The sequence below is a fragment of the Pseudomonas sp. SCPG-7 genome, assembly GCF_002156405.1.
GTDB classification, from domain to species: Bacteria; Pseudomonadota; Gammaproteobacteria; order Pseudomonadales; family Pseudomonadaceae; genus Aquipseudomonas; species Aquipseudomonas parakoreensis.
In genome coordinates this window covers 1-23,383 of record NZ_MVOO01000029.1, presented here as the reverse complement: position 1 = coordinate 23,383, position 23,383 = coordinate 1, and the positions used below count along the sequence as shown (strand labels likewise).

General features: G+C 58.2%; 21 protein-coding genes. 4 read left to right on the top strand and 17 right to left on the bottom strand.

The genetic code is table 11. The features are described from left to right. Positions 1-68: 68 nt before the first annotated feature. A complete protein-coding gene (locus B1722_RS27605; protein ID WP_086794963.1) occupies positions 69-1,124 on the bottom strand; it encodes an amidohydrolase family protein in 1,056 nt (351 codons plus the stop codon). A gap of 129 nt (positions 1,125-1,253) precedes the next feature. On the opposite strand from B1722_RS27605, the gene B1722_RS27600 reads away from it, so the two are divergent. Together B1722_RS27600 and B1722_RS27595 are read left to right on the top strand one after the other, a co-directional pair. Beyond that, positions 1,254-1,670: an OsmC family protein gene (locus tag B1722_RS27600; protein ID WP_086794962.1), complete on the top strand. Its 417-nt coding sequence runs from the start codon at positions 1,254-1,256 to the stop codon at positions 1,668-1,670. A gap of 61 nt (positions 1,671-1,731) precedes the next feature. Further along, on the top strand, positions 1,732-2,595 hold the full coding sequence (locus B1722_RS27595) for a pirin family protein (protein ID WP_086794961.1): 864 nt from the start codon (positions 1,732-1,734) through the stop codon (positions 2,593-2,595). Positions 2,596-2,752: 157 nt separating this feature from the next. Here the strand turns inward: B1722_RS27595 and B1722_RS27590 are convergent, their stop codons facing one another. The 4 genes from B1722_RS27590 to B1722_RS27575 form a co-directional block, all read right to left on the bottom strand. Next, entirely contained in the window at positions 2,753-3,481 is a 729-nt protein-coding gene (locus B1722_RS27590) for a dienelactone hydrolase family protein (RefSeq protein WP_086794960.1), read from the bottom strand. A gap of 68 nt (positions 3,482-3,549) precedes the next feature. Next, positions 3,550-5,454, bottom strand: a complete 1,905-nt coding sequence (htpG, locus tag B1722_RS27585; protein ID WP_174377349.1) for a molecular chaperone HtpG — start codon at positions 5,452-5,454, stop codon at positions 3,550-3,552. A gap of 81 nt (positions 5,455-5,535) precedes the next feature. Further along, positions 5,536-5,988, bottom strand: a complete 453-nt coding sequence (locus B1722_RS27580) for a PaaI family thioesterase (protein WP_041074374.1) — start codon at positions 5,986-5,988, stop codon at positions 5,536-5,538. Continuing rightward, on the bottom strand, positions 5,985-6,461 hold the full coding sequence (locus B1722_RS27575; RefSeq protein ID WP_041074375.1) for a PaaI family thioesterase: 477 nt from the start codon (positions 6,459-6,461) through the stop codon (positions 5,985-5,987). Before B1722_RS27575 ends, B1722_RS27580 begins: the two co-directional genes overlap by 4 nt. Positions 6,462-6,619: 158 nt before the next feature. Here B1722_RS27575 and B1722_RS27570 point away from each other — a divergent pair, with 158 nt between their 5' ends. Then, entirely contained in the window at positions 6,620-6,856 is a 237-nt protein-coding gene (locus tag B1722_RS27570) for a hypothetical protein (RefSeq protein WP_007962865.1), read from the top strand. An 88-nt stretch (positions 6,857-6,944) separates the two neighbouring features. Here the strand turns inward: B1722_RS27570 and B1722_RS27565 are convergent, their stop codons facing one another. The 12 genes from B1722_RS27565 to sdhC all read right to left on the bottom strand — a co-directional run bounded on the left by B1722_RS27565 (position 6,945) and on the right by sdhC (position 21,475). Then, positions 6,945-7,346: an MAPEG family protein gene (locus tag B1722_RS27565; RefSeq protein WP_041074377.1), complete on the bottom strand. Its 402-nt coding sequence runs from the start codon at positions 7,344-7,346 to the stop codon at positions 6,945-6,947. Further along, complete coding sequence (locus tag B1722_RS27560) at positions 7,346-8,083, bottom strand: DUF599 domain-containing protein (protein ID WP_003223022.1); 738 nt, start codon at positions 8,081-8,083, stop codon at positions 7,346-7,348. The genes B1722_RS27565 and B1722_RS27560 overlap by 1 nt, the downstream gene beginning before the upstream one ends. 255 nt (positions 8,084-8,338) lie before the next feature. Next, positions 8,339-9,652 (bottom strand): branched-chain amino acid transport system II carrier protein, encoded by a 1,314-nt coding sequence (gene brnQ, locus B1722_RS27555; RefSeq protein WP_047292845.1) that lies wholly within the window; start codon positions 9,650-9,652, stop codon positions 8,339-8,341. Positions 9,653-10,106: 454 nt separating this feature from the next. Continuing rightward, complete coding sequence (gene sucD / locus B1722_RS27550) at positions 10,107-10,988, bottom strand: succinate--CoA ligase subunit alpha (RefSeq protein ID WP_003223019.1); 882 nt, start codon at positions 10,986-10,988, stop codon at positions 10,107-10,109. Continuing rightward, the gene (gene sucC / locus B1722_RS27545; RefSeq protein WP_003223015.1) at positions 10,988-12,154 is read right to left on the bottom strand and encodes an ADP-forming succinate--CoA ligase subunit beta; all 1,167 of its coding nucleotides are present in this window, start codon (positions 12,152-12,154) and stop codon (positions 10,988-10,990) included. The genes sucD and sucC overlap by 1 nt, the downstream gene beginning before the upstream one ends. A gap of 201 nt (positions 12,155-12,355) precedes the next feature. Next, positions 12,356-13,792: a dihydrolipoyl dehydrogenase gene (gene lpdA, locus B1722_RS27540; RefSeq protein ID WP_041074385.1), complete on the bottom strand. Its 1,437-nt coding sequence runs from the start codon at positions 13,790-13,792 to the stop codon at positions 12,356-12,358. Positions 13,793-13,889: 97 nt separating this feature from the next. After that, positions 13,890-15,113 carry a 2-oxoglutarate dehydrogenase complex dihydrolipoyllysine-residue succinyltransferase gene (odhB, locus tag B1722_RS27535; protein ID WP_041074387.1) on the bottom strand — a complete coding sequence of 408 codons (1,224 nt, stop codon included), beginning with the start codon at positions 15,111-15,113 and terminating at the stop codon, positions 13,890-13,892. A 42-nt stretch (positions 15,114-15,155) separates the two neighbouring features. Beyond that, a complete protein-coding gene (locus tag B1722_RS27530; protein ID WP_086794958.1) occupies positions 15,156-17,987 on the bottom strand; it encodes a 2-oxoglutarate dehydrogenase E1 component in 2,832 nt (943 codons plus the stop codon). Positions 17,988-18,246: 259 nt separating this feature from the next. Continuing rightward, on the bottom strand, positions 18,247-18,951 hold the full coding sequence (locus B1722_RS27525; RefSeq protein ID WP_003223007.1) for a succinate dehydrogenase iron-sulfur subunit: 705 nt from the start codon (positions 18,949-18,951) through the stop codon (positions 18,247-18,249). An 11-nt stretch (positions 18,952-18,962) separates the two neighbouring features. After that, positions 18,963-20,735, bottom strand: a complete 1,773-nt coding sequence (gene sdhA / locus B1722_RS27520) for a succinate dehydrogenase flavoprotein subunit (RefSeq protein ID WP_007962857.1) — start codon at positions 20,733-20,735, stop codon at positions 18,963-18,965. Positions 20,736-20,738: 3 nt separating this feature from the next. Then, entirely contained in the window at positions 20,739-21,107 is a 369-nt protein-coding gene (gene sdhD / locus B1722_RS27515; protein WP_003222999.1) for a succinate dehydrogenase, hydrophobic membrane anchor protein, read from the bottom strand. Continuing rightward, complete coding sequence (gene sdhC, locus B1722_RS27510; RefSeq protein WP_016773673.1) at positions 21,101-21,475, bottom strand: succinate dehydrogenase, cytochrome b556 subunit; 375 nt, start codon at positions 21,473-21,475, stop codon at positions 21,101-21,103. Before sdhC ends, sdhD begins: the two co-directional genes overlap by 7 nt. 363 nt (positions 21,476-21,838) lie before the next feature. Here sdhC and gltA point away from each other — a divergent pair, with 363 nt between their 5' ends. Further along, complete coding sequence (gene gltA / locus B1722_RS27505) at positions 21,839-23,128, top strand: citrate synthase (protein WP_003222994.1); 1,290 nt, start codon at positions 21,839-21,841, stop codon at positions 23,126-23,128. Positions 23,129-23,383: the final 255 nt, after the last annotated feature.

Sequence of the window (23,383 nt, the reverse complement as noted above, 5' to 3'; positions counted from 1 at the left end):
GCCCCGCGCAAATTTGCGTAAGACGAAAAGGTGATATCAAAAGGCCTTGATACTTCGAACCTTCGGCATTAACGATTCAGCGCGGATTTCGCGGACTTTGCTGCTGTTCGCGGCAATATCGCCAGGAAATTATCCCGGGCGACTTTACGCGCCACGTCTTCGGGCAAGGCATCAAGGAACGGCGTGAAACTGCGCATTTCCTCACCGAGCTTGTTGAATCGGCCTACAACATCCGAACCCAGCATAAAGCGCTCAGGGTATTTCTCCACCAATGCCAGCCATTGCGCACGCGGCTTGCCCTGCTCATCCAGCAGATACGGCGTGAGCATGCTCCACGACAGATCGATGAACAGATTCGGGTAAGCCTCCAACATCCGGCTGACGGTGGGCAGAAGGAATTCCAGCTGCGTCTGGTGCCGATGGATCTCCGCACTGGTGCCGGCGTGCGCCCAGATGAACCGGGTGTGCGGGTGATTTCGCAGCGGTTCTTCAACTTCCTTCAGGTACAGCGGATTTTTCTCACGCTTGGAGGTGATGTTGGAATGCAGCATCACCGGCAGATCGTTTTCGGCGGCCAGGTGATATATCCGCTTCATCGCTTCGTTATTGGCCCGAGGGGTATCGCCAGCGGTCAGTGCCGTCAGGTCATCATGGCGGGTGAACACTTCGCCGATGCCCTGCCACAGACCCGGATACAGATCGAGCAGGCGCTGAAGGTGTGCGGCAGAGTTCTTGTCGTTAGGGTTGAAGCCCGAGAGGAATGGATGAAAGTGCAGACGCTGCTCCGGCGTCAGTTTCTGCACGGCATCGGCAACGATCATATCGGTGGCGCTGTACCAGTAGGCGTCGGCGTCATCACCGGCGTAATAGCGCGGACGTTTGGGTTCGTCTTCATGCCATTTCTTCGCCACGGGAATGCCGGAAATCATCACATGGTCGATGGAATTGTCCTGCATGGCCGTGAGCAATTTCGCCATGCCGGCGGTTTCCTGGAAAAAATCCACATAGTGCAGGTGCGCATCGCTGTAAGTGTAATCGCGGGCGCTGGCGGTACCGGCATATGCCAGCAGGCAGGCAAGACTCAAACGAAACAGGGACACAAGTAATCTCCGACAGGTAGGCATAGCCTAGACCTTGAGCCGACAACAAGGGTTCATCCTGCAGGAAAGTGGAACGCGCCTCCGTAGGAATGCTCTATAACTGCAAGGTCTTTTTTGATCGCACGACTTTTTCCTACTGCCAGTGAGGTTGCCATGACTGTTACCGTCAATACCGTCTCCGCCGAAGGTTTTCGTCACACCGTACAGATCGATGACCACGAATTGTTTGCCGACGTGCAGAAGTCTGCCGGCGGCGAAGGCTCGGCACCCGAGCCACACGACTACTTCGACGCCGCGCTCGGTGCCTGCAAAGCCCTGACCCTGAAAATGTACGCGAAGAAGAAAGACATCCCGCTGACCGGCGTGGGTGTCGAGGTCAAACGCGACAACAGCGAAGAGCAGAAAGGCAAATATGTCCTGCATGTGACGCTTACCCTCAAGGGCGTCCTCACCGATGCCCAGCGTGAAGAACTGCTGCGCGTCGCCGATCGCTGCCCGATCCACAAACTGATGACCACCACCGACGTCAGCATCGAAACCCACGCTCCACAAGGCTTCGACAGCCAGTAATCACCCTCTTGCCAGCGGCGGGTTATGCTTCTGGCATCACCCGCTCAGCCTGGAATGCACCATGGATACGCAACCACTGATCATCCGCCCGCGCGCCGAAGACGTCGAAGGCCAGCCGATCCTGCGCCCACTGCCGTCAGCCAAATGCCGCAGCGTCGGGCCATTTGTATTTTTCGACCACATGCTCGAGACGGTTTATCCGACGGGCAAAGGCATGAACATCCGACAGCATCCACACATTGGTCTGTCGACCCTGACCTACCTCTTCGAAGGGCAGATCCAGCACAAGGACAGCCTTGGCTCCGATCAAGTGGTCAGCGCCGGCGATGTCAGCTGGATGACCGCCGGCAGTGCGATTGCCCATATCGAGCGCACGCCCGAGCCGTTGTGGGCGCAAAGCTTCACGATGCACGGTTTGCAGATCTGGCTGGCTTCGCCCAAGGATCATGAGCAAGGCCCTGGGCATTACAGCCATCACCCGGCCGCAACCTTGCCGGTCAGCGATAACCTTGGCGTGCAGATTCGGATGATTGCCGGGTCAGGCTTTTGCCTGGAATCGCCGGTGCCGGTGCTTTCTCCTACGCTGTATGCCGAAGTGAAGATGCAGACCGCGACCACACTGCTGATCCCGACCGAGCACGCAGAACGCGCGGTGTATGTGCTGAGTGGCGATGCGCAATTGAATGGCGAGCCCCTCGAACCCCACGCGCTGGCGGTGTTGCCGGGCGGGGAAGCGATGAGTCTGTTTGCCGAGAGCGATGTGCACGCGGTGGTGTTTGGCGGCGCAGCACTGGACGGGCCACGGCGGATCAACTGGAATTTCGTCGCGAGCGATCCGGTGGCGATCGATGAGGCGCGGCGCAAGTGGGCGGCCGGGGATTGGCCGACGGTACCGGGGGAAGTTGAGCGGATTGAATTGCCTTAGCTCTGTGTCGCCTGTTAGTCAGCCATCGCTGGCAAGCCAGCTCCCACAGGTTTAGCGCCGGACAAATATCCAGCAAACGAATCGAACACTGTGGGAGCTGGCTTGCCAGCGATGAGGCCAGATCAGGCACCGACCGAGTCAATGCCTGACTGCACGATCAGCCTTTGAACACTTCTTCCAGCAAATCATGCATCGACTTGAACGCACGCTGGGCGGTCTTCGCGTCGTACATCATCTTGCCTGGCACATTGGCATGCGGATCGGTGAATGAGTGCACCGCACCGCCATAGCTGAGCAACTGCCAATCGACCTTCGCCGCGTTCATTTCATCTTCGAACGCCGGCAATTGCTCTTTCGGCACCAACGGGTCGGAAGCACCGTGCAGCACCAGCACCGAGCCCTTGATGTTCTGCGCATCGGCCGGGTTCGGCGAGTCAAGCGTGCCGTGGAACGACACCGCCGCCTTCACCGGTGCACCGGTACGCGCCAGATCCAGCGCACAGCAACCGCCGAAGCAGAAACCGAACACTGCCAGCTTCGAGGTATCGACCGCCGCCTCGCCCTGCTTCTGCAGTTGTTCGAACGCCGCCTGCATACGCTTGCGCAGCAGTGCACGATCGTTCTTCAGCGGCATCATCGCCGCGCCGGCCTCGTCAGCGTTCTGCGGACGTACTGCCTGGCCATACACGTCAGCAATCAACACCACGTAGCCCTTGGCCGCGACCGATTTGGCGATTTCTTCCGCCCCGGCGCTGACGCCCATCCAGTTCGGCGCCATCAACAGGCCCGGGCGCGCGCCCTTGTGCTCGGCGTCGAACGCCAGACGACCTTCATAGGGCTGGCCATCCAGCTGATAGACCACGGAACGAACAGTAACTTGGCTCATTTCTGACTCCTGATTAGTTAAACACCAGAATGAAAAAACCCGCCGAAGCGGGTTTTTCTACATCGTGATTAGGCTGACAGCTCAACCAGCAGCTTGTTCAGACGGGTCACATAAGCGGCTGGGTCTTTCAAGCTTTCGCCAGCCGCCAGAGCGGCCTGATCGAAGAGGATGTGCGACAGGTCGCCAAAACGCGCTTCGTTCTGCTCGCCATCGAGTTTCTCGATCAGCGGGTGGCTCGGGTTGAATTCGAAGATCGGCTTCGACTCCGGCACTTTCTGTCCGCTGGCTTCGAGGATCTGGCGCATTTGCAGGCCCAGGTCCTGTTCGCCGATGGCCAGAATGGCTGGCGAGTCGGTCAGACGATGAGAGACGCGAACCTCAGCAACGGAATCGCCCAGCGCGGTTTTCAGACGCTCGACCAGACCTTCCTTGGATTTCGCGACTTCTTCTGCGGCTTTCTTGTCCTCTTCCGAGTCCAGGTTGCCCAGATCGAGGTCACCACGTGCCACGTCGACAAAGGTCTTGCCGTCGAATTCGCTGAGGTAGCTCATCAGCCACTCGTCGATACGGTCGGTCAGCAGCAGCACTTCGATGCCTTTCTTGCGGAAGACTTCCAGGTGCGGGCTGTTCTTGACCTGCGCGTAGGTTTCGCCGGTGAGGTAGTAGATCTTGTCCTGACCTTCCTTGGCGCGCGCCAAGTAGTCAGCCAGACCGACAACTTGCTCGCCGTCGTCGCCTTGGGTCGATGCGAAACGCAGCAGACCGGCAATTTTTTCCTTGTTGGCGAAATCTTCTGCCGGGCCTTCTTTCATGACCTGACCGAAGTTTTTCCAGAAGCCCTTGTATTGCTCAGGCTCGTTCTTCGCCAGTTTTTCCAGCATGTCCAGCACGCGCTTGGTCAGCGCCGACTTCATCGAGTCGATGATCGGATCTTTCTGCAGGATTTCCCGCGACACGTTCAGCGACAGGTCGTTGGAATCGACCACACCTTTGATGAAGCGCAGGTACAGGGGCAGGAACGACTCGGCCTGATCCATCACGAACACGCGCTGCACATAGAGCTTCAGGCCTTTCGGCGCTTCACGCTGGTACAGGTCGAACGGCGCGCGGGCCGGCACGTACAGCAGCGAGCTGTACTCGAGTTTGCCTTCGACTTTGTTGTGGCTCCAGGCCAGCGGGTTTTCGAAGTCGTGGGCGATGTGCTTGTAGAACTCCTGGTATTCCTCGTCCTTCACTTCAGTGCGCGGACGGGTCCACAAGGCGCTGGCGCGGTTGACGGTTTCCCATTCAACGGCTGGTTTCTCTTCGCCCTCGGCAGCAGCCACCTCTTTCGGCAGCTCGATCGGCAGCGCGATGTGGTCGGAGTATTTCTTGATGATGTTGCGCAGACGCCAGCCATCGGCGAACTCGTCTTCACCGGACTTCAGGTGCAGGACGATGCGGGTGCCGCGTTCTGGCTTGTCGATGGTGGCGACTTCGAATTCGCCCTCGCCTTTCGACGACCAGTGCACGCCTTCGCTGGCAGGAGTGCCGGCGCGACGGCTGTACACATCGACTTTGTCGGCAACGATGAAGGCGGAGTAGAAGCCCACACCAAACTGGCCGATCAGGTGCGAATCTTTTTTCTGATCGCCCGAGAGATTCTTCATGAAATCGGCGGTGCCCGACTTGGCGATGGTCCCCAGGTGGGTGATCACATCGTCACGGTTCATGCCGATACCGTTGTCTTCGAGGGTGACGGTCTTGGCGTCCTTGTCGAAGCTCACACGGATTTTCAGTTCAGCGCCACCTTCGAGCAATTCCGGCTTGGCCAGAGCTTCGAAGCGCAGCTTGTCGACAGCGTCAGAGGCGTTCGAGATCAATTCGCGAAGGAAGATTTCCTTGTTGGAATACAGCGAATGGATCATGAGGTGCAGCAGCTGCTTTACCTCGGTCTGGAAGCCCAGGGTTTCCTTTTGAGTTTCCACACTCATGGTCATCAAACTCCAATCAGATGGCAGTGGCCGCGACCCGGAGGGTCGGCGGCGGGTTGTTCACTGAGTTGGGGGCACCGTTCAGGATTTCAAGGGCTCATCGATTTTGAAGTGTGCACGGGCGGTGGCGATCGGCTCGCTCTCGGTACTTTGCCAGGCCGTGATGGCGACGTTGGCCACGCGCCGGCCCTGACGGCAGACCTGACATTTGGCCCAAGTGTCGCGAAACTGCCCGGCGCGCAGGTAATCCAGGGAAAAATCGATGATCTTCGGTACCCCGGGCGCTCCGGTGAAGATCAACAAATGCAACGCGGCTGCCAGCTCCATGAATCCGGCGATCACCCCGCCATGGATCGCAGGCAATAAAGGGTTACCAATGTTGTCCTTGTTCGCCGGCAGCTTGAACAGCAGGTCATCACCGACTCGCGAGCATTCGACGCCGATCAGCCCGGCGTAGGGAATCATCTGCAGCAAAGGCGCGTAATCGCCCTGGGCGTGAGCCAGCAGCAGTTGTTGCTTCCAGTCATCGCTCATCGAAGTTCTCCTTTGATCCTGCCACCAAATCCCTGGGTGCCTTTCAGCCCCTTGCCCATGCGCATGAATGTGCCAACAACATGGGCTATGGGTCGCTGCGGATCATCCTGATAGGCAAAACCGCGAGCGAAGATCACATCGGTGGTGACCCGATAACACTCGGCGAAACCGTAGACGTCCTTGTTCGGCTCGGCGGCGTGCATGTAGTCGATGCGCAGGTCCAGGGTCGGGCAGACTTCGAATTCCGGGAGCACGCACAATGTGGACATGCCGCATGCGGTGTCCATCAGCGAAGTAATCGCGCCGCCGTGGATGACCCCGGTTTGCGGATTGCCAACGATTTGCGCGCTGTACGGCAGCTTCACCGTCAGCCCTTCGCTGCTGGCGCTGTGCACCGTCAAACCGAGCACCTGACAATGGCGCAGGGCGGAGAGAAAGCGTGTCGCGCGCTCAAAAACGGGGTTTTCAGCCATTTGATAATTACTCTCGTTAGAGCCTTTTGCCAGTAGTAAGCAATACGGCAAAAGTTCCACTGAAAAACAAACTTATATATCTGAACAAAATGAGGAACTTAACCTTTGGCGCTGCGCTCTTAAGGCCAGTAGTTATTTTCCATAAGGAGAAACACCCCATGCGTAAGACTTTAGCTATTGCCTTGATGTTGACCGCTTCCCTCGGTCTCGCTGCCTGCGATAAAAAATCCGAGGACAAAGCTCAAGATGCCAACCAACATGCTGAGCAAGCTCAGCAAGACATGAACAAAGCTCAGGATAAAGTGAACGACGCAGCAAAAGAAAACGCCGAAGCTGCCAAAGCTCAGGCTGAATCGAATCAAGCTGCTCAGGAAGAAGCTGCCAAGAAGCAATAATTGCGACTTGATGCAGAAAAAGAAAACCCGCCAAGTGCGGGTTTTCTTTTGCCTGTGATTTTTGGTCAGTCTTGGCTTAGAGGCTTTCTTAGAGCAATACGGTTCTAAAAGTCGGACTAATCATCAGCAACAAACTGCAGAGCAGGCCGACCAGCCACACCAGACTGCGCAGGGCTGGTTTATCCGCCAGGTACAACCACACGTAAAGAATCCGCGCGATCACAAAGATGATTGCCAGAGCATCAATCAACCAGCCTTGGGTTTGCGTGGTGTGCGCCATCAGCACACCCACGGCGAACAGGATGAACGCTTCGATGCAGTTCTGATGCGCCGCCAGCGCCCGCGCGCCATAACCAGTGAGTTGCGCCTGTTGTTGGCGCGGCAGGTGGTTGTTGTAACCGCCCTGCTCTTTCATGGCTTTACCCACCGGCATACGCGCGATGTAGATCAACAATGCACTGATAAACACACACCAGAACGGAATACTCATCAAGCGGCCTCTTTATTGGTTTCGGGCAATGGCGCCTCTGTAGGGGTATAGACCATCACATCGAGCACGTCGGAATGAAACTCGCGGCGGTACAACACTAGAACCACACCGGCACTCATCAACATGAACAACCACGGGCTGACAAACCACGCCAGCATGCTCATGCCGAAGTAGTAGGAACGCAGACCGAAGTTGAACTGGTTGGCCGCCATCGAAATCACCCGTGCCGCCCGCAGTGCGAACGCCTTACGCTCCTGCTCGGACACTTGGCGCTCGCCGATCATTGGCGCTGAGCCGACCAGTACCGCGGCAAAGTTGTACTGACGCATGCACCAACTGAACGTGAAAAACGCATAGACGAACACCAGCGCCAGGCACAGTAATTTAATCTCCGACATGCCCTGCGATGCCTGTTGCACCATCGGGATATCCGCCAGCAACGACACTGCGCGTTCGGACGCACCGAGCACGGTAAGAATGCCAGCGAGGATGATCAAAGTGCTGGAGGCGAAGAACGAGGCGTTGCGTTCCAGATTGCCGATGACGCTGGCATCGGCGATGCGGTTGTCACGCAGGAGCATGCGGCGCATCCAGTCTTCGCGGTACAGGTGCAACACACTGGCCAGGCACGCGGTATCGCGGGCCTTCCACGACGCATAACGGGTGTAGCCGCCCCAGCAGATGACAAACCAGAGCGCGGCCAGCAGGTGGATCAGGTTGGCTTGGATAAACGACATGCAATTCCCTGTGGAGTATGGATGCTACCTGTGTGCGAGCCTGCTCGCGAAAGCGGCGTATCACACAACATTGATGGCGGCTGACACAACGCTTTCGCGAGCAGGCTCGCTCCCACATTTAGACTTCGGCAACCTTTCGACGTTAGCTCGCGAAAAAAGACACTGCCAGACGCCCATAAAAAATGCCCCGTATCGATTGATACGGGGCATTTCTGTTTAAGCGTTGAAGACCCGCTTGTGGCGGGTCAGGCAACGTCAGGCAACCGCTTCGCTGCGCTTGCCCAGCAGGCGATCGCAGACCACGGCGACCACCAGGGTCATCACGCATGGCACCAGCCAGGCCAAACCCTGCTCGCTCAGCGGCAGGTGCGCCAGCTGCGACGGCATCCAGTCAGCCAGACCGGCGCCCTTGAGCGCGTCGATGGTGCCGAACAGGAACGACACCAGCATGACCGGGCCGAGGATCCGCCCGTGTTCGTGCCAGAAGTCCTTGCAGAAGCTCAGGGCCACCAGAACGATGCACGGCGGGTAGATTGCGGTCAGTACCGGGATCGAGAACGCGATCAGCTTGGTCAGGCCCAGGTTCGACACCAGCAGCGAGAACGCGGCCAGGATGATCACCAGGGTCTTGTAGGACAGTGGCAGTACGCGACTGAAGTATTCGGCGCAGGCGCAGGTCAGACCGACCGCTGTGACCAGACAGGCCAGGGAGATCAGCACCGCGAGGAAACCGCTGCCCAGCGAACCGAAGGTGTGTTGCACGTAAGCATGCAGCACTGCCGCGCCGTTAGTGGCACCGACCGCGACTTCATGGCTGCCGGAGCCGAGGCGGAACAGGCTGATGTACACCAGCGCCAGACCGACACCGGCGATCAGGCCGGCAATGATCGCGTAACGGGTGATCAGCGCAGGCGACTCGACGCCACGGGAGCGGATCGCGTTGACGATGACGATGCCGAAGACCAGCGCGCCGAGGGTATCCATGGTCAGGTAACCATTGATGAAGCCCTGGGAGAACGGTGCCGCGACGTATTCAGGCGTGGCCTGGCCAATATCACCGGCCGGCAATGCGAACGCGGCGATGCCGAGTACCGCCAGGGCGATGATTTTCAGCGGCGCGAGGAAACGCCCCACGGTATCGAGCAGACGGCCCGGATACAGCGAGATGAAGAACACCAGCAGGAAGTACACCGAGCTGTAGAGGAACAGCGCCAGAGGGCTTTCGCCGGTCAGCGGCGCCAGACCCACCTCGAATGACACGGTCGCGGTCCGCGGGGTGGCGAACAGCGGGCCGACCGCCAGGTAGCATGCCGCGGCGAGCACACCGCCGGCGATCTTGCCGATCGGGCTGCTCAGCGCATCCATCGCACCACCGACCTTGGCCAGGGCGACGACGGTGACCACCGGCAGGCCGACTGCCGTGATCAAAAAGCCCAGCGCCGCCATCCAGACGTTAGGTCCGGACTGCAGGCCGACGATAGGCGGGAAAATGATGTTGCCGGCCCCGACGAACAGGGCAAATGTCATAAAGCCCAGTGCCAGGATGTCCTGACCTTTCAAAACTTTCATTAAGGAAATACCACACTACTGAATCGGAATTTAGAGGGGGATTTCCCTTTTGGGTCAGGGAAATGCTGTCAGTCCGTATGGGGCTGACCCGTTTAGCGCGTTGCATGCCTTGTGGGCGGCAGACGCAAAAATGGCTGCTAGCCTAACGAATTTGTCTGACAAACGCACTGTTTGAGGGCGAACTATCCGATACACGACGTGTCGGTGTCGCGTTTACGCATCTATTTTTCCTAACCACAACCCTGTGGCGAGGGAGCTTGCTCCCGCTGGATTGCGAAGCAGCCCCAATGCAGACGATTGGGATCTCGTTGTTAGATGGTTTTACGCCTGCTGCGCAGTCGAGCGGGAGCAAGCTCCCTCGCCACAAAAGCTCGTATATTTTCCAGATTGCAGAAACAACAAAGGCCACCCGAAGGTGGCCTTTGTCTGGTGAAGCGTCAGTCAAGCACGAGGCTTACTTGACAGCCCAACCGGTCAGCTCGGCCAAGGCCTTGCCGATGTCTGCCAGCGAACGCACGGTTTTCACGCCTGCGTCTTGCAGCGCAGCGAATTTCTCGTCTGCAGTGCCTTTGCCGCCAGAGATGATTGCGCCAGCATGGCCCATGCGCTTGCCCGGAGGAGCAGTCACACCCGCGATGTAGGAAACAACCGGCTTGGTCACGTGTGCCTTGATGTAGGCAGCCGCTTCTTCTTCAGCCGAACCACCGATCTCGCCGATCATCACGATCGCTTCGGTCTTCGGGTCTTCCTGGAACAGCTTCAGGATGTCGATGAAGTTCGAACCCGGGATCGGGTCACCACCGATGCCGACGCAAGTCGACTGACCGAAACCGGCGTCAGTGGTCTGCTTCACAGCTTCGTAGGTCAGGGTGCCGGAACGCGAAACGATACCGACCTTGCCTGGCAAGTGAATGTGACCTGGCATGATGCCGATCTTGCATTCGCCTGGAGTGATCACGCCTGGGCAGTTAGGGCCGATCAGGGTAACACCCAGCTCGTCGCACTTAACTTTAGCGTCCAGCATGTCCAGGGTAGGAATGCCTTCGGTGATGCAGACGATCAGCTTGATGCCGCCGAACGCTGCTTCCAGGATCGAGTCCTTGCAGAAAGGAGCCGGGACGTAGATCACGCTGGCGGTAGCGCCAGTGGCAGCGACTGCGTCTTTAACGGTGTTGAACACTGGCAGACCCAGGTGCTCGGTGCCGCCTTTGCCCGGAGTTACACCACCAACCATCTTGGTGCCGTATTCGATGGCTTGCTGGGTGTGGAAACTACCTTGCGAACCGGTAATACCCTGGCAGATAACTTTGGTGTCTTTATTGATCAGGACGCTCATTATTTGCCCTCCGCAGCTTTGACAACTTGTTGAGCAGCGTCGGTCAGGCTGGTAGCAGCGATGATGTTCAAACCGCTTTCTGCCAGTACTTTAGCGCCCAGCTCAGCGTTGTTGCCTTCAAGGCGAACAACAACCGGGATTTTCACGCCGACTTCTTTCACGGCGCCGATGATGCCTTCGGCAATCATGTCGCAACGAACGATGCCGCCGAAGATGTTAACCAGTACTGCAGCGACGTTGGTGTCGGACAGGATGATCTTGAAGGCTTCGGTCACGCGCTCTTTGGTAGCACCACCACCTACGTCGAGGAAGTTGGCTGGCTTGCCGCCGTGCAGGTTGACGATGTCCATGGTACCCATGGCCAGGCCGGCACCGTTGACCATGCAGCCGATGTTGCCTTCCAGGGCTACGTAGTTCAGTTCGAACTTGGCAGCGTGCGCTTCGCGCGGATCGTCTTGCGACGGATCGTGGAAAGTCTTCAGCTTAGGCTGACGGTACATGGCGTTGGCGTCGATGTTGATCTTGGCGTCCAGGCAGTGCAGATCGCCGTCAGCCTTGATCACCAGCGGGTTCACTTCCAGCAGGGCCAGATCGTGATCCTGGAACAGTTTGGCCAGACCGACGAAGATCTTGGCGAACTGGGCAACTTGCTTGCCTTCCAGACCCAGTTGGAACGCCAGCTCGCGACCCTGGAATGGCTGAGCGCCAACCAGTGGATCGATAGTGGCTTTCAGAATTTTTTCTGGAGTGTCGTGAGCGATTTTCTCGATGTCCACGCCACCTTCGGTGGAAGCCATGAACACGATGCGACGGCTCGAACGGTCAACGACAGCGCCCAGGTACAGCTCTTTAGCGATATCAGTGCACGATTCAACCAGGATCTTGGTGACTGGCTGACCATTGGCGTCAGTCTGGTAAGTCACCAGACGCTTGCCCAGCCACTGCTGTGCGAAGGCCTTGGCGTCTTCTTTGTTGCGAACCAGCTTGACGCCGCCCGCTTTACCGCGACCACCGGCGTGGACCTGGGCTTTGACAACCCACTCGCTGCCGCCGATTTTGTCGCAAGCTTCTGCTGCTGCTTCCGGGGTGTCTACTGCGTAACCAGTGGAAACTGGCAGGCCGTATTCAGCGAACAGCTGCTTACCCTGATACTCGTGAAGATTCATGCTTTTTACCGTCTTCGTTAGGTACTGCGCATTCGGCGCTGCGCTCTTGATGAGTGCCGCGCCACCTGTGACTGCTGCTTGCGTAGCCTTCCGGTTACCCGGTTCAGCTACGCAAGACTGCGTCCAGCGGACATTCCGCGGTGAGACTTGCTCGCAAGGCTCACGACGGGCCGTTACCGCCGTGGTTTCTTATTGTGTGTCTTAACGCTTCTTGCGGTTGGCAATGTGGATGGCGCCGCCATTCACAGCCAGAGCAGCTTCGTGCAAGGCTTCAGACAGGGTCGGATGGGAGAAAACCATCATGCCCAGGTCTTCAGCGCTGGTGCCGAATTCCATACCGATCGCGCCCTGCTGAACCAGTTCTGCAGCGCTCGGGCCAATCACGTGCACGCCCAATACGCGGTCAGTCTTGGCATCAGCGATGACCTTGACGAAACCACCGGTATCGTTGGCGGCCATGGCACGGCCGGAAGCGGCGAACGGGAAGGTGCCGACGTTAACTTCAACGCCTTCGGCTTTCAAGGCCTGCTCGGTTTTGCCAACCCACGCGATTTCCGGGTGAGTATAAATAACCGAAGGGATCAGGTCATAGTTCATCTGAGCCTTGTGGCCCTTGATGCGCTCGACAACCATGATGCCCTCTTCCGAGGCCTTGTGCGCCAGCATCATGCCGCGCACCACGTCACCGATGGCGTAAACGCCCGGTACGGTGGTGGCGCAGTGATCGTCAACGTGCACGAAACCGCGCTCGTCCAGGGTCACGCCGCTGTCGGCAGCCAGCAGATCAGTGGTCACCGGACGGCGACCAACGGCTACGATCAGCTTGTCGAAAGTGATGGTCTGTTCGCCGTTGGCATCGGTGTAGTTAACAACGACTTCGTCGCCGTTCACTTTCGAACCGGTCACGCGAGCGCCCAGCTTGATGTCCAGACCCTGTTTGGTCAGGGTTTTCAGCGCTTCCTTGGAAACAGCGGTGTCGGCTGCCATCAGGAAAGTGTCCAGGGCTTCCAGGACAGTCACTTCTGCACCCAGACGCGACCACACCGAACCCAGTTCCAGACCGATCACGCCAGCGCCGATAACGCCCAGACGTTTAGGGACGGCCTGGAATTCCAGAGCGCCAGTCGAATCGACGATGACTTTCTGATCGACCGGAGCCGGTGGAATGTCGATCGGACGCGAACCTGGAGCCAGGATGACGTTTTCGGCTTCGATGACTTCAACCGAACCGTCCGGCTTGGTGACTTCGACCTTCTTGCCAGCCAGCAGCTTGCCGTGGCCCTGGATCGAAGTCACGCCGTTGGCCTTGAACAGGGTGGCAACGCCGCCAGTCAGGTTCTTGACGATGCCAGCCTTGCGGCCAACCATCGCAGCGACGTCCATTTTGACTTCGCCGGTCGAGATACCGTGAACGTTGAAGCTCTCTTTTGCTTCCTTGTACTTCCAGGAGCTGTCCAGCAGCGCCTTGGACGGAATGCAGCCGACGTTCAGGCAAGTACCGCCGAGGGCCTGTTTGCCTTCAGCGTCGGTGTACTTCTCGATGCAGGCAGTGGTGAGACCCAGCTGCGCGGCCTTGATGGCAGCAACATAGCCGCCAGGGCCGGCACCGATCACTACTACGTCAAATTTCTGCGACATTCAAAAAATCCTCTTTAGCGAAAAGCTTCAAGCCGCGCGCTGCGGGCCGTACCGCCGTTGCCGACGGTACGCCACCCGCAGCGCATGGCTGCTTCTATCAGATATCCAGCAACAGACGAGCCGGATCTTCCAGCAGGTTCTTGATGGTCACCAGGAAGGTTACAGCTTCTTTGCCATCGATCAGACGGTGATCGTAGGACAGTGCCAGGTACATCATCGGACGGATCACGACCTGACCGTTGATGGCCATAGGACGCTGGATGATGTTGTGCATGCCCAGAATCGCTGCCTGCGGCGGGTTGACGATCGGAGTCGACATCATCGAGCCGAAGGTACCACCGTTGGTGATGGTGAAGGTACCACCGGTCATCTCTTCCATCGACAGTTTGCCGTCACGGGCTTTTTTGCCGAACGTGGCGATGCCGCCTTCGATTTCAGCCAGGCTCATCAGCTCGGCGTTACGCAGAACCGGAACAACCAGACCACGGTCGCTGGAAACGGCAACACCGATGTCGGCGTAGCCGTGGTAGACGATGTCCGCGCCGTCGATCGAAGCGTTGACTGCCGGGAAGCGTTTCAGCGCTTCGGTGGCCGCCTTGACGAAGAACGACATGAAGCCCAGGCGTACGCCGTTGTGGGACTTCTCGAACAGGTCCTTGTACTTCGAACGCAGGGCCATGACTTCGGTCATGTCGACTTCGTTGAACGTGGTCAGCATGGCCATGTTCGACTGGGCTTCAACCAGACGCTCGGCAACCTTGGCACGCAGACGGGTCATCGGCACACGTTTTTCAACGCGGTCGCCAGCGGCGAACACAGGAGCAGCAGCGGCTGGAGCAGCAGCTTTTGCAGGCGCGGCAGCCGGAGCGGCTTTCTTCGCGGCAACAGCAGCCACCACGTCTTCCTTGGTCACACGACCGCCTTTGCCGGTGCCGGCAACGGAGGCGATGTTGATGCCGTTCTCTTCAGCCAGCTTGCGCGCAGCCGGAGCAGCAACAGGATCGTCTTCGCCTTCGGCAGCAGCCGGGGCAGCGGCAGCAGCGGCCGGAGCAGCAGCGGCGGCTGGGGCAGCGGCAGCAGCGCCGCCTTCAACGATGGAGCCCAGGACTTCGTCGGACAGAACGGTGTCGCCTTCGTTCTTGACGATTGCGCCCAGCACGCCGTCGGCGGTAGCCAGCACTTCCAGTACGACTTTGTCGGTTTCGATGTCGACGATCAGTTCGTCACGTTTGACGGCGTCGCCCGGTTGTTTGTGCCAGGTGGCAACGGTGCCATCGGCAACCGATTCCGGGAAAGTGGGGGCTTTGATCTCGATAGCCATTATCTGTGGTTCCTTAAATTCGGTTTCAGGTGCGCGAAGGCGTTAAACGGTAAACGCGTCTTGCAGCAGTTTTTCCTGCTGCTCGGCGTGCATCGATGCGTAACCACATGCAGGTGCAGCAGAAGCCTCACGACCCGCGTACTCGAGTACGAGAGATTTGTTGAGGTTACCGATGCTGCGACGCAGGTGGTGCTGGCTGCAGTACCAGGCGCCCTGGTTCATTGGCTCTTCCTGACACCAGACGGCCGCTTTGGCGTTGGTGTAAGGCGCCAGGACTTCTTTCAAGTCGTCCTCAGGGAATGGATACAGCTGCTCGATACGCACGATGGCGATATCGTCACGGCCTTCGGCACGACGTTTTTCCAGCAGGTCGTAGTAGACCTTGCCGCTACACAGAACAACACGCTCGACCTTTTTCGGGTCCAGGGCGTCGATTTCCGGAATCACGGTCTGGAACGAACCTTCGGCCAGATCTTCCAGGGTCGAGATGGCCAGTTTGTGGCGCAGCAACGACTTTGGAGTCAGAACGACCAATGGCTTGCGCAGCGGGCGAATCACCTGACGGCGCAGCAAGTGGTAGATCTGCGCCGGAGTGGTCGGCATGCACACCTGAATGTTGTGCTCGGCGCACAGTTGCAGGTAACGCTCAAGACGTGCCGAGCTGTGCTCAGGACCCTGACCTTCGTAGCCGTGCGGCAACAGCATGGTCAGACCGCAGAGACGACCCCACTTGTGTTCGCCGCTGGTGATGAACTGGTCGATAACAACCTGTGCACCGTTGGCGAAGTCGCCGAACTGGGCTTCCCAGATCACCAGCGCGTTTGGCGTGGTGGTCGAGTAGCCGTATTCGAAGGCCAGTACCGCTTCTTCCGACAGGAACGAGTCGTACAGGTCAAAGCGTGGCTGACCTTCGTACAGGTGCTTCAGCGGAATGTAGGTGCCGGCATCTTTCTGGTTGTGCAGCACAGCGTGACGGTGCGAGAACGTACCGCGACCGATGTCCTGACCGGTCATGCGGATCGGGTGACCTTCGAACGCCAGGGTCGCGTACGCCATGGTTTCGGCGTAACCCCAGTTGATCGGCAGGCCGCCGGCTTGCATCTTCTGACGGTCTTCGTAGATCTTCGCAACCTGACGCTGAACCACGAAGCCTTCCGGAATTTCCAGCAGCTTGGCGGACAGTTCCTGCAGGGTCTTCAGGTCGAAACGCGTGTCGTGACGCGCAGTCCAGGCGTGGCCCAGGTACGGACGCCAGTCCACGAACAGCTCTTTGTTCGGCTCTTTGACCAGCGATTTCACCACGTGCAGACCGTTGTCCAGCGCGTTGCGATACTCGTCGACTTTCGCCTGTACACGCTCTGCGTCGAGCACACCGGCCTGAGTCAGACGATCAGCGTACAGCTCACGGGTGGTGCGCTGCTTGGTGATCTGCTGATACATCAGCGGCTGGGTGCCGCTTGGCTCGTCGGCCTCGTTGTGGCCGCGACGACGGTAGCAGACCAGGTCGATCACCACGTCACGCTTGAACTGCATGCGATAGTCGATGGCCAGCTGAGTGACGAACAGCACGGCTTCCGGATCATCCCCATTCACATGGAGGATCGGCGCCTGGATCATCTTCGCAACGTCGGTGGCGTACTCGGTGGAACGCGAGTCCAGCGGGTTGCTGATGGTGAAACCGACCTGGTTGTTGATCACGATGTGCACGGTACCGCCGGTCTTGAAACCGCGGGTCTGCGACATCTGGAAGGTTTCCATGACCACGCCCTGACCTGCGAATGCAGCGTCACCGTGGATGGAGATCGGCAGAACCTTCTCACCGGTCGGGTCGTTACGACGATCCTGACGGGCGCGAACCGAACCTTCTACCACCGGGGAAACGATTTCCAGGTGGGACGGGTTGAACGCCATAGCCAGGTGAACTTCACCGCCGGCGGTCATCACGTTGGACGAGAAGCCCTGGTGGTATTTAACGTCACCGGAACCCAGCTCGACCTTTTTCTTGCCTTCGAACTCGTCGAACAGCTCGCGCGGGTTCTTGCCGAAGGTGTTGACCAGCACGTTCAGACGGCCACGGTGGGCCATGCCGATGACGACTTCCTTGGTGCCGTAGGAACCGGAACGCTGGATCAGTTCGTCGAGCATCGGAATCAGGCTTTCGCCGCCTTCCAGACCGAAACGCTTGGTGCCCGGGTATTTGGTGCCCAGGTATTTTTCCAGGCCTTCACCGGCAGTCACGCGCTCAAGCAGGTGGCTCTTGATGTCGGCGGAGTACGTCGGACGACCGCGCACGCTTTCCAGACGCTGCTGGAACCACTGGCGCTGCTCGGAATCGGTGATGTGCGTAAATTCAGCGCCGATGGTGCGGCAATATGTCTGCTGCAACGCTTCGTGAATTTCGCGTAGGCTCGCTTCCTCTTTGCCGATGAACAGGTCGCCGGCACGGAAGGTCGTATCAAGATCGGCATTGGTCAAGCCGTAATGATTGATCGACAGGTCTGCAGGTGCAGGACGCTGCCACAGCCCCAGCGGGTCAAGCTGGGCTGCCTGGTGGCCACGCATACGGTAGGCCTGGATCAATCGCAGCACTTCAACTTGCTTCTTCTCGTGCTCACTGCTCACGCTCCCGGCGGAAACCGGTTGAGCGCGGCGCTGGTTCTTTGCCAGCAGCACGAAATGATCGCGAATTGTGGAGTGCGAAACATCAGTGGCAGAGCTGCCGTCGGCAGGCAGCTTCTGAAAGTAGGTGCGCCACTCTTCTGGCACAGCGTTAGGGTCGTGCAGGTAGAGCTCATAAAGCTCTTCCACATAGGCAGCGTTTCCACCTGAAAGGTAGGCGCTGTTCCACATGCGCTGCATCACGCTTTCTTGCATGCTTGGTCACCCTCGGTTAGGGGAACACCATCGGCGTCAATACCGAGCAAACTTGCAGAAGTCCGAATGCAGCGACCAAAACAAGCCACTTAGGATCACGCTGATAGTCCGGGTACCAGCCCGGATGCCCCTGCTTGTCTCATTTCTTCAAAATAAGAGCGGCAGCTTGTGGCTACTGCTCTGGTTATAGCCATGACGCGGGTTGAAGCCCGCGCCACAGCCTCTTCGTTACAGCGGTTCTACGGTTACAGCAGCTGAATCACACGCCGCTCGAAAGCAGCATGTTACGGATGTGACCGATGGCCTTAGTCGGGTTCAGGCCTTTCGGACATACGTTGACGCAGTTCATGATGCCCCGGCAGCGGAAAACGCTGAACGGGTCATCGAGCGAAGCCAGACGCTCGGACGTCTTGGTGTCACGGCTGTCTGCCAGGAAGCGGTACGCTTGCAGCAGGGCAGCTGGACCCAGGAACTTGTCCGGGTTCCACCAGAAGGACGGGCACGAGGTCGAGCAGCAGGCGCACAGGATGCACTCGTACAGACCGTCGAGCTTTTCACGCTCTTCAGGGGACTGCAGACGCTCGATGGCCGGAGCCGGCGTGTCGTTCTGCAGGTAAGGCTTAACCTTCTCGTATTGCTTGTAGAAGATGCTCATATCGACAACCAGGTCACGGATAACCGGCAAACCTGGCAGCGGACGAACGATCAACTTGTTGCCTTTTACGACAGCGGACAGCGGCGTGATGCACGCCAGACCGTTCTTGCCGTTGATGTTCATGCCGTCGGAGCCGCAGACACCTTCACGGCAAGAGCGACGATAGGAGAAACCCTCGTCCTGCTCTTTGATCAGGGCCAGCACGTCCAGCACCATCAGGTCTTTACCACCGGTATCAACCTGGAATTCCTGCATGAACGGCGCAGCGTCCTGATCAGGGTTGTAGCGATAAACACTGACTTGCAACATGGCGATCACCCTTAATAAGTCCGGACTTTAGGTTCGAAAGTCGGAACAGTCTTCGGCGAGAAGTTTACGGCACGCTTGGCGACGCGTTTCTCACCCGGGAAGTACAGGGTGTGGCACAGCCAGTTTTCGTCGTCACGGTCTTCGAAGTCTTCACGGGCGTGAGCGCCGCGGGACTCTTTACGTACTTCGGCCGCGATGGCGGTAGCCTCAGCCACTTCCAGCAGGTTTTGCAGTTCCAGAGCTTCGATACGCGCAGTGTTGAACGCTTGCGACTTATCGTTGATCTTCACGTTGGCGATGCGCTTGCGCAGATCGGCCAGCTGAGCGATACCCTTCTGCATGTATTCGCCAGTACGGAATACGCCGAAGTAGTTCTGCATGCAGCTTTGCAGCTCGCGACGCAGGGTTGCCACGTCTTCGCCATCGGTACGGCCGTTCAGCGCGTTCAGACGCGACAGGGCTGCTTCGATGTCGGCTTCGGTAGCGTCGTCGTATTCGATGCCGTCGGTCAGCGCCTTCTCCAGGTGCAGGCCGGCAGCGCGGCCGAATACCACCAGGTCGAGCAGCGAGTTGCCGCCCAGACGGTTGGCACCGTGTACCGATACGCAAGCCACTTCACCTACGGCGAACAGGCCAGGAATGATCTGGTCCACGCCTTCGGCGTTCTGGGTGATCGCCTGACCATGAATGTTGGTGGCAACGCCGCCCATCATGTAGTGGCAGGTCGGAACAACCGGAACCGGCGCAACCACCGGGTCAACGTGTGCGAAAGTCTTCGACAGTTCGCAGATGCCTGGCAGACGGCTGTGCAGCACTTCCTCGCCCAAGTGGTCGAGTTTGAGCATTACGTGATCGCCGTTCGGACCGCAACCGTTGCCGGCGATGATTTCTTTAACCATCGAACGGGCAACCACGTCACGACCAGCCAGGTCTTTCGCGTTCGGAGCATAACGCTCCATGAAACGCTCGCCGTGCTTGTTGATCAGGTAACCACCTTCACCACGGCAGCCTTCTGTAACCAGTACACCGGCGCCGGCGATGCCGGTCGGGTGGAACTGCCACATTTCGATGTCTTGTACCGGCACGCCAGCACGCAGCGCCATGCCAACGCCGTCACCGGTGTTGATCAGGGCGTTGGTGGTGGAGGCGTAGATACGGCCAGCACCACCAGTGGCCAGTACGGTGGCCTTGGCACGGATGTACGAAGTTTCGCCTGTTTCGATGCAGATCGCGATCACACCGACGAACTCGCCTTCCTGGTTTTTCACCAGGTCGACAGCGTAGTACTCGTTCAGGAACGTGGTACCGGCTTTCAGGTTGCCCTGATAAAGGGTGTGCAGCAGTGCGTGACCGGTACGGTCGGATGCTGCGCAGGTGCGAGCAGCCTGGCCGCCTTTACCGTAGTCCTTGGACTGACCACCGAATGGACGCTGGTAGATACGGCCTTGCTCGGTACGCGAGAACGGCAGACCCATGTGGTCCAGTTCGAAAACGGCAGCCGGGCCTTCCTGACACATGTATTCGATAGCGTCCTGGTCACCGATGTAGTCGGAACCCTTGACGGTATCGTACATGTGCCAGCGCCAGTCATCGTTCGGGTCAGCGGACGCGATCGCGCAGGTGATGCCGCCCTGGGCGGATACAGTGTGCGAACGGGTCGGGAAAACCTTGGTGATCACCGCAGTCTTGTGACCGCCCTGTGCCAGCTGCAGCGCAGCGCGCATGCCGGCACCGCCACCACCAATAATGATGGCGTCGAAAGAAATCGTTGGAATGTTAGCCATGACTCAGATACCCCAGAGAATCTGCACACCCCAGACGAAGTAAGCGAACATCGCGACGCCGCATACTGCCTGGAAAAGGAAACGTATAGCCGTCGCGGACTTGCCGAACGCCATTGGCGTCAGGTAGTCAGTCGCGATGGTCCACATGCCGACCCAGGCGTGAGCGCCGAGAGCAACAAGGGCCAGGAGGCTGAAAATACGCATCCCGTTGTGGGCGAACAGTTCATGCCACTGGGCGTACTCGAGGCCTGGGTGGGCCACGACGTATCCGATCAGAAAGATGAAGTAAGCCGCGAGAACGACCGCCGACACACGTTGCGCCATCCAGTCATAGAGGCCCGAACGCGAGAGGTTCGTGACGTTAGTTACCATATCCAGACTCCTGCCAGAACGATTACCACCACGGAAACGGCGATAACGATTTTCGAGCCCAGTTTGCCGCCTTCCAGCGTCTCACCGATGCCCATGTCCATGATCAAATGGCGCACACCGGCTACCAAGTGATACAGCAGAGCGGACAGGATGCCCCAAATCACTAGCTTGGCTAGCGGACTGGTCAGACACGCTTTCACCTGACCGAAGCCTTCCTCGGAGCTCAGCGACTTGTCCAATGCGTAAAGCATGATGGCAAGGCACACGAAGAGGATGACACCGGAGATACGGTGAAGAATGGACGTGTAAGCAGTGACTGGGAGTTTGATGGTCCTTAGGTCTAGGTTTACAGGTCGTTGGCTTTTCACGGCTTTTTTTTCACACTGAAGAGCCCCTAACAATCAGGGCAAAGTTGTTGGGGAGTGCACTGGTCAGGTAACCACCACCCAGGGATGCGACCCCCAATGAAAGCAAGCCCAAAAGCCCTTGGCGGTCGGTGGCCGAGTATAGACAGTTAGGCTACTAATGACAACGCAATCACCTACCCCAAATAGCTGATTGCACAAGTCGTATAAAAGGCGTAAATGGCAGTCAATTTCGAGGAAAAAGTGCGCTTAAAGCCTTCTGGAGCAAGACTTTAGGCAAATTGACATTCGAATTTATCTCACTATAGTGGTGCGGGCCCTGCGTGGGGGGTCTGTCTGATGGTTCAAGCATAAATAGGAGGCCACATGGCTGACAAAAAAGCGCAGTTGATCATCGAGGGCGCAGCCCCCGTCGAGCTGCCCATTTTAACCGGCACCGTTGGTCCCGATGTAATCGATGTTCGGGGCCTGACGGCCACGGGCCGCTTCACTTTCGACCCGGGTTTCATGTCGACCGCCTCGTGCGAATCGAAGATCACCTATATCGACGGCGACAACGGCATTCTGTTGCACCGCGGCTACCCGATCGAACAGCTGGCTGAAAAGTCGGACTACCTGGAAACCTGCTACCTGCTGCTCAACGGCGAACTGCCGACCGCAGAACAGAAGGCCCAGTTCGTCAGCACCGTGAAAAACCACACCATGGTTCACGAGCAGCTGAAAACCTTCTTCAACGGCTTCCGTCGCGACGCCCACCCGATGGCCGTCATGTGCGGCGTAGTCGGCGCCCTTTCGGCCTTCTACCACGACTCCCTGGACATCAATAACCCGCAGCATCGCGAAATCTCCGCGATCCGTCTGGTTGCCAAGATGCCGACCCTGGCAGCGATGGTTTACAAGTACTCCATGGGCCAACCCATGATGTACCCGCGCAACGACCTGACGTACGCGGAAAACTTCCTGCACATGATGTTCAACACCCCGTGCGAGATCAAACCGATCAGCCCGGTACTCGCCAAGGCCATGGACCGGATCTTCATCCTCCATGCCGACCACGAGCAGAACGCATCGACCTCCACCGTGCGCCTGGCTGGCTCTTCGGGTGCCAACCCGTTCGCTTGTATCGCCGCCGGCATCGCCGCACTGTGGGGCCCTGCCCACGGTGGTGCGAACGAAGCCGTTCTGACCATGCTTGACGAAATTGGCGATGTGTCCAACATCGACAAGTTCATCGCCAAGGCAAAGGACAAGAACGATCCGTTCAAGCTGATGGGCTTCGGTCACCGCGTTTACAAGAACCGCGATCCGCGCGCGACTGTGATGAAGCAGACCTGCGACGAAGTACTGAAGGAACTGGGCATCAACAACGATCCGCAACTCGAACTGGCCATGCGCCTGGAAGAGATCGCCCTGACCGACCCGTACTTCATCGAGCGCTCGCTGTACCCGAACGTCGACTTCTACTCGGGGATCATCCTCAAGGCGATCGGCATTCCAACCAGCATGTTCACCGTGATCTTCGCTCTGGCGCGTACTGTGGGCTGGATTTCGCACTGGAAAGAAATGCTCTCCAGCCCGTACAAGATTGGCCGTCCGCGCCAGTTGTACACGGGCTACGAGTCGCGTGATATCACCAAGCTGGAAGACCGCAAGTAAGGCTTGTCTTGCGATAACGTCTTGAAGTTGTATCGGGAACGGCCTCTTATATAGAGGCCGTTTTTGTTTGTTTGGTCGCAGCGGCCTGTGGGCCGACTGGCTTTTGGGCATTTGTGGGCATATCCGTTGCTGCGAGTGCTGCCGCTGGCGGTTTCGCTCTTACAGCGAGTCACCTTTTCCAAACGCCGAAAAGGTAACCAAAAAGGCACCCCGGTATGACTCACCCACATAGGTAACAAAACAGTTCAAGCACAT

Coding starts and splice junctions, on each gene's coding strand:
- B1722_RS27605 (WP_086794963.1), bottom strand. CDS start 1,124: ATGCCTACCTGTCGGAGATTACTTGTGTCCCTGTTTCGTTTGAGTCTT.
- B1722_RS27600 (WP_086794962.1), top strand. CDS start 1,254: ATGACTGTTACCGTCAATACCGTCTCCGCCGAAGGTTTTCGTCACACC.
- B1722_RS27595 (WP_086794961.1), top strand. CDS start 1,732: ATGGATACGCAACCACTGATCATCCGCCCGCGCGCCGAAGACGTCGAA.
- B1722_RS27590 (WP_086794960.1), bottom strand. CDS start 3,481: ATGAGCCAAGTTACTGTTCGTTCCGTGGTCTATCAGCTGGATGGCCAG.
- htpG (WP_174377349.1), bottom strand. CDS start 5,454: ATGAGTGTGGAAACTCAAAAGGAAACCCTGGGCTTCCAGACCGAGGTA.
- B1722_RS27580 (WP_041074374.1), bottom strand. CDS start 5,988: ATGAGCGATGACTGGAAGCAACAACTGCTGCTGGCTCACGCCCAGGGC.
- B1722_RS27575 (WP_041074375.1), bottom strand. CDS start 6,461: ATGGCTGAAAACCCCGTTTTTGAGCGCGCGACACGCTTTCTCTCCGCC.
- B1722_RS27570 (WP_007962865.1), top strand. CDS start 6,620: ATGCGTAAGACTTTAGCTATTGCCTTGATGTTGACCGCTTCCCTCGGT.
- B1722_RS27565 (WP_041074377.1), bottom strand. CDS start 7,346: ATGAGTATTCCGTTCTGGTGTGTGTTTATCAGTGCATTGTTGATCTAC.
- B1722_RS27560 (WP_003223022.1), bottom strand. CDS start 8,083: ATGTCGTTTATCCAAGCCAACCTGATCCACCTGCTGGCCGCGCTCTGG.
- brnQ (WP_047292845.1), bottom strand. CDS start 9,652: ATGAAAGTTTTGAAAGGTCAGGACATCCTGGCACTGGGCTTTATGACA.
- sucD (WP_003223019.1), bottom strand. CDS start 10,988: ATGAGCGTCCTGATCAATAAAGACACCAAAGTTATCTGCCAGGGTATT.
- sucC (WP_003223015.1), bottom strand. CDS start 12,154: ATGAATCTTCACGAGTATCAGGGTAAGCAGCTGTTCGCTGAATACGGC.
- lpdA (WP_041074385.1), bottom strand. CDS start 13,792: ATGTCGCAGAAATTTGACGTAGTAGTGATCGGTGCCGGCCCTGGCGGC.
- odhB (WP_041074387.1), bottom strand. CDS start 15,113: ATGGCTATCGAGATCAAAGCCCCCACTTTCCCGGAATCGGTTGCCGAT.
- B1722_RS27530 (WP_086794958.1), bottom strand. CDS start 17,987: ATGCAAGAAAGCGTGATGCAGCGCATGTGGAACAGCGCCTACCTTTCA.
- B1722_RS27525 (WP_003223007.1), bottom strand. CDS start 18,951: ATGTTGCAAGTCAGTGTTTATCGCTACAACCCTGATCAGGACGCTGCG.
- sdhA (WP_007962857.1), bottom strand. CDS start 20,735: ATGGCTAACATTCCAACGATTTCTTTCGACGCCATCATTATTGGTGGT.
- sdhD (WP_003222999.1), bottom strand. CDS start 21,107: ATGGTAACTAACGTCACGAACCTCTCGCGTTCGGGCCTCTATGACTGG.
- gltA (WP_003222994.1), top strand. CDS start 21,839: ATGGCTGACAAAAAAGCGCAGTTGATCATCGAGGGCGCAGCCCCCGTC.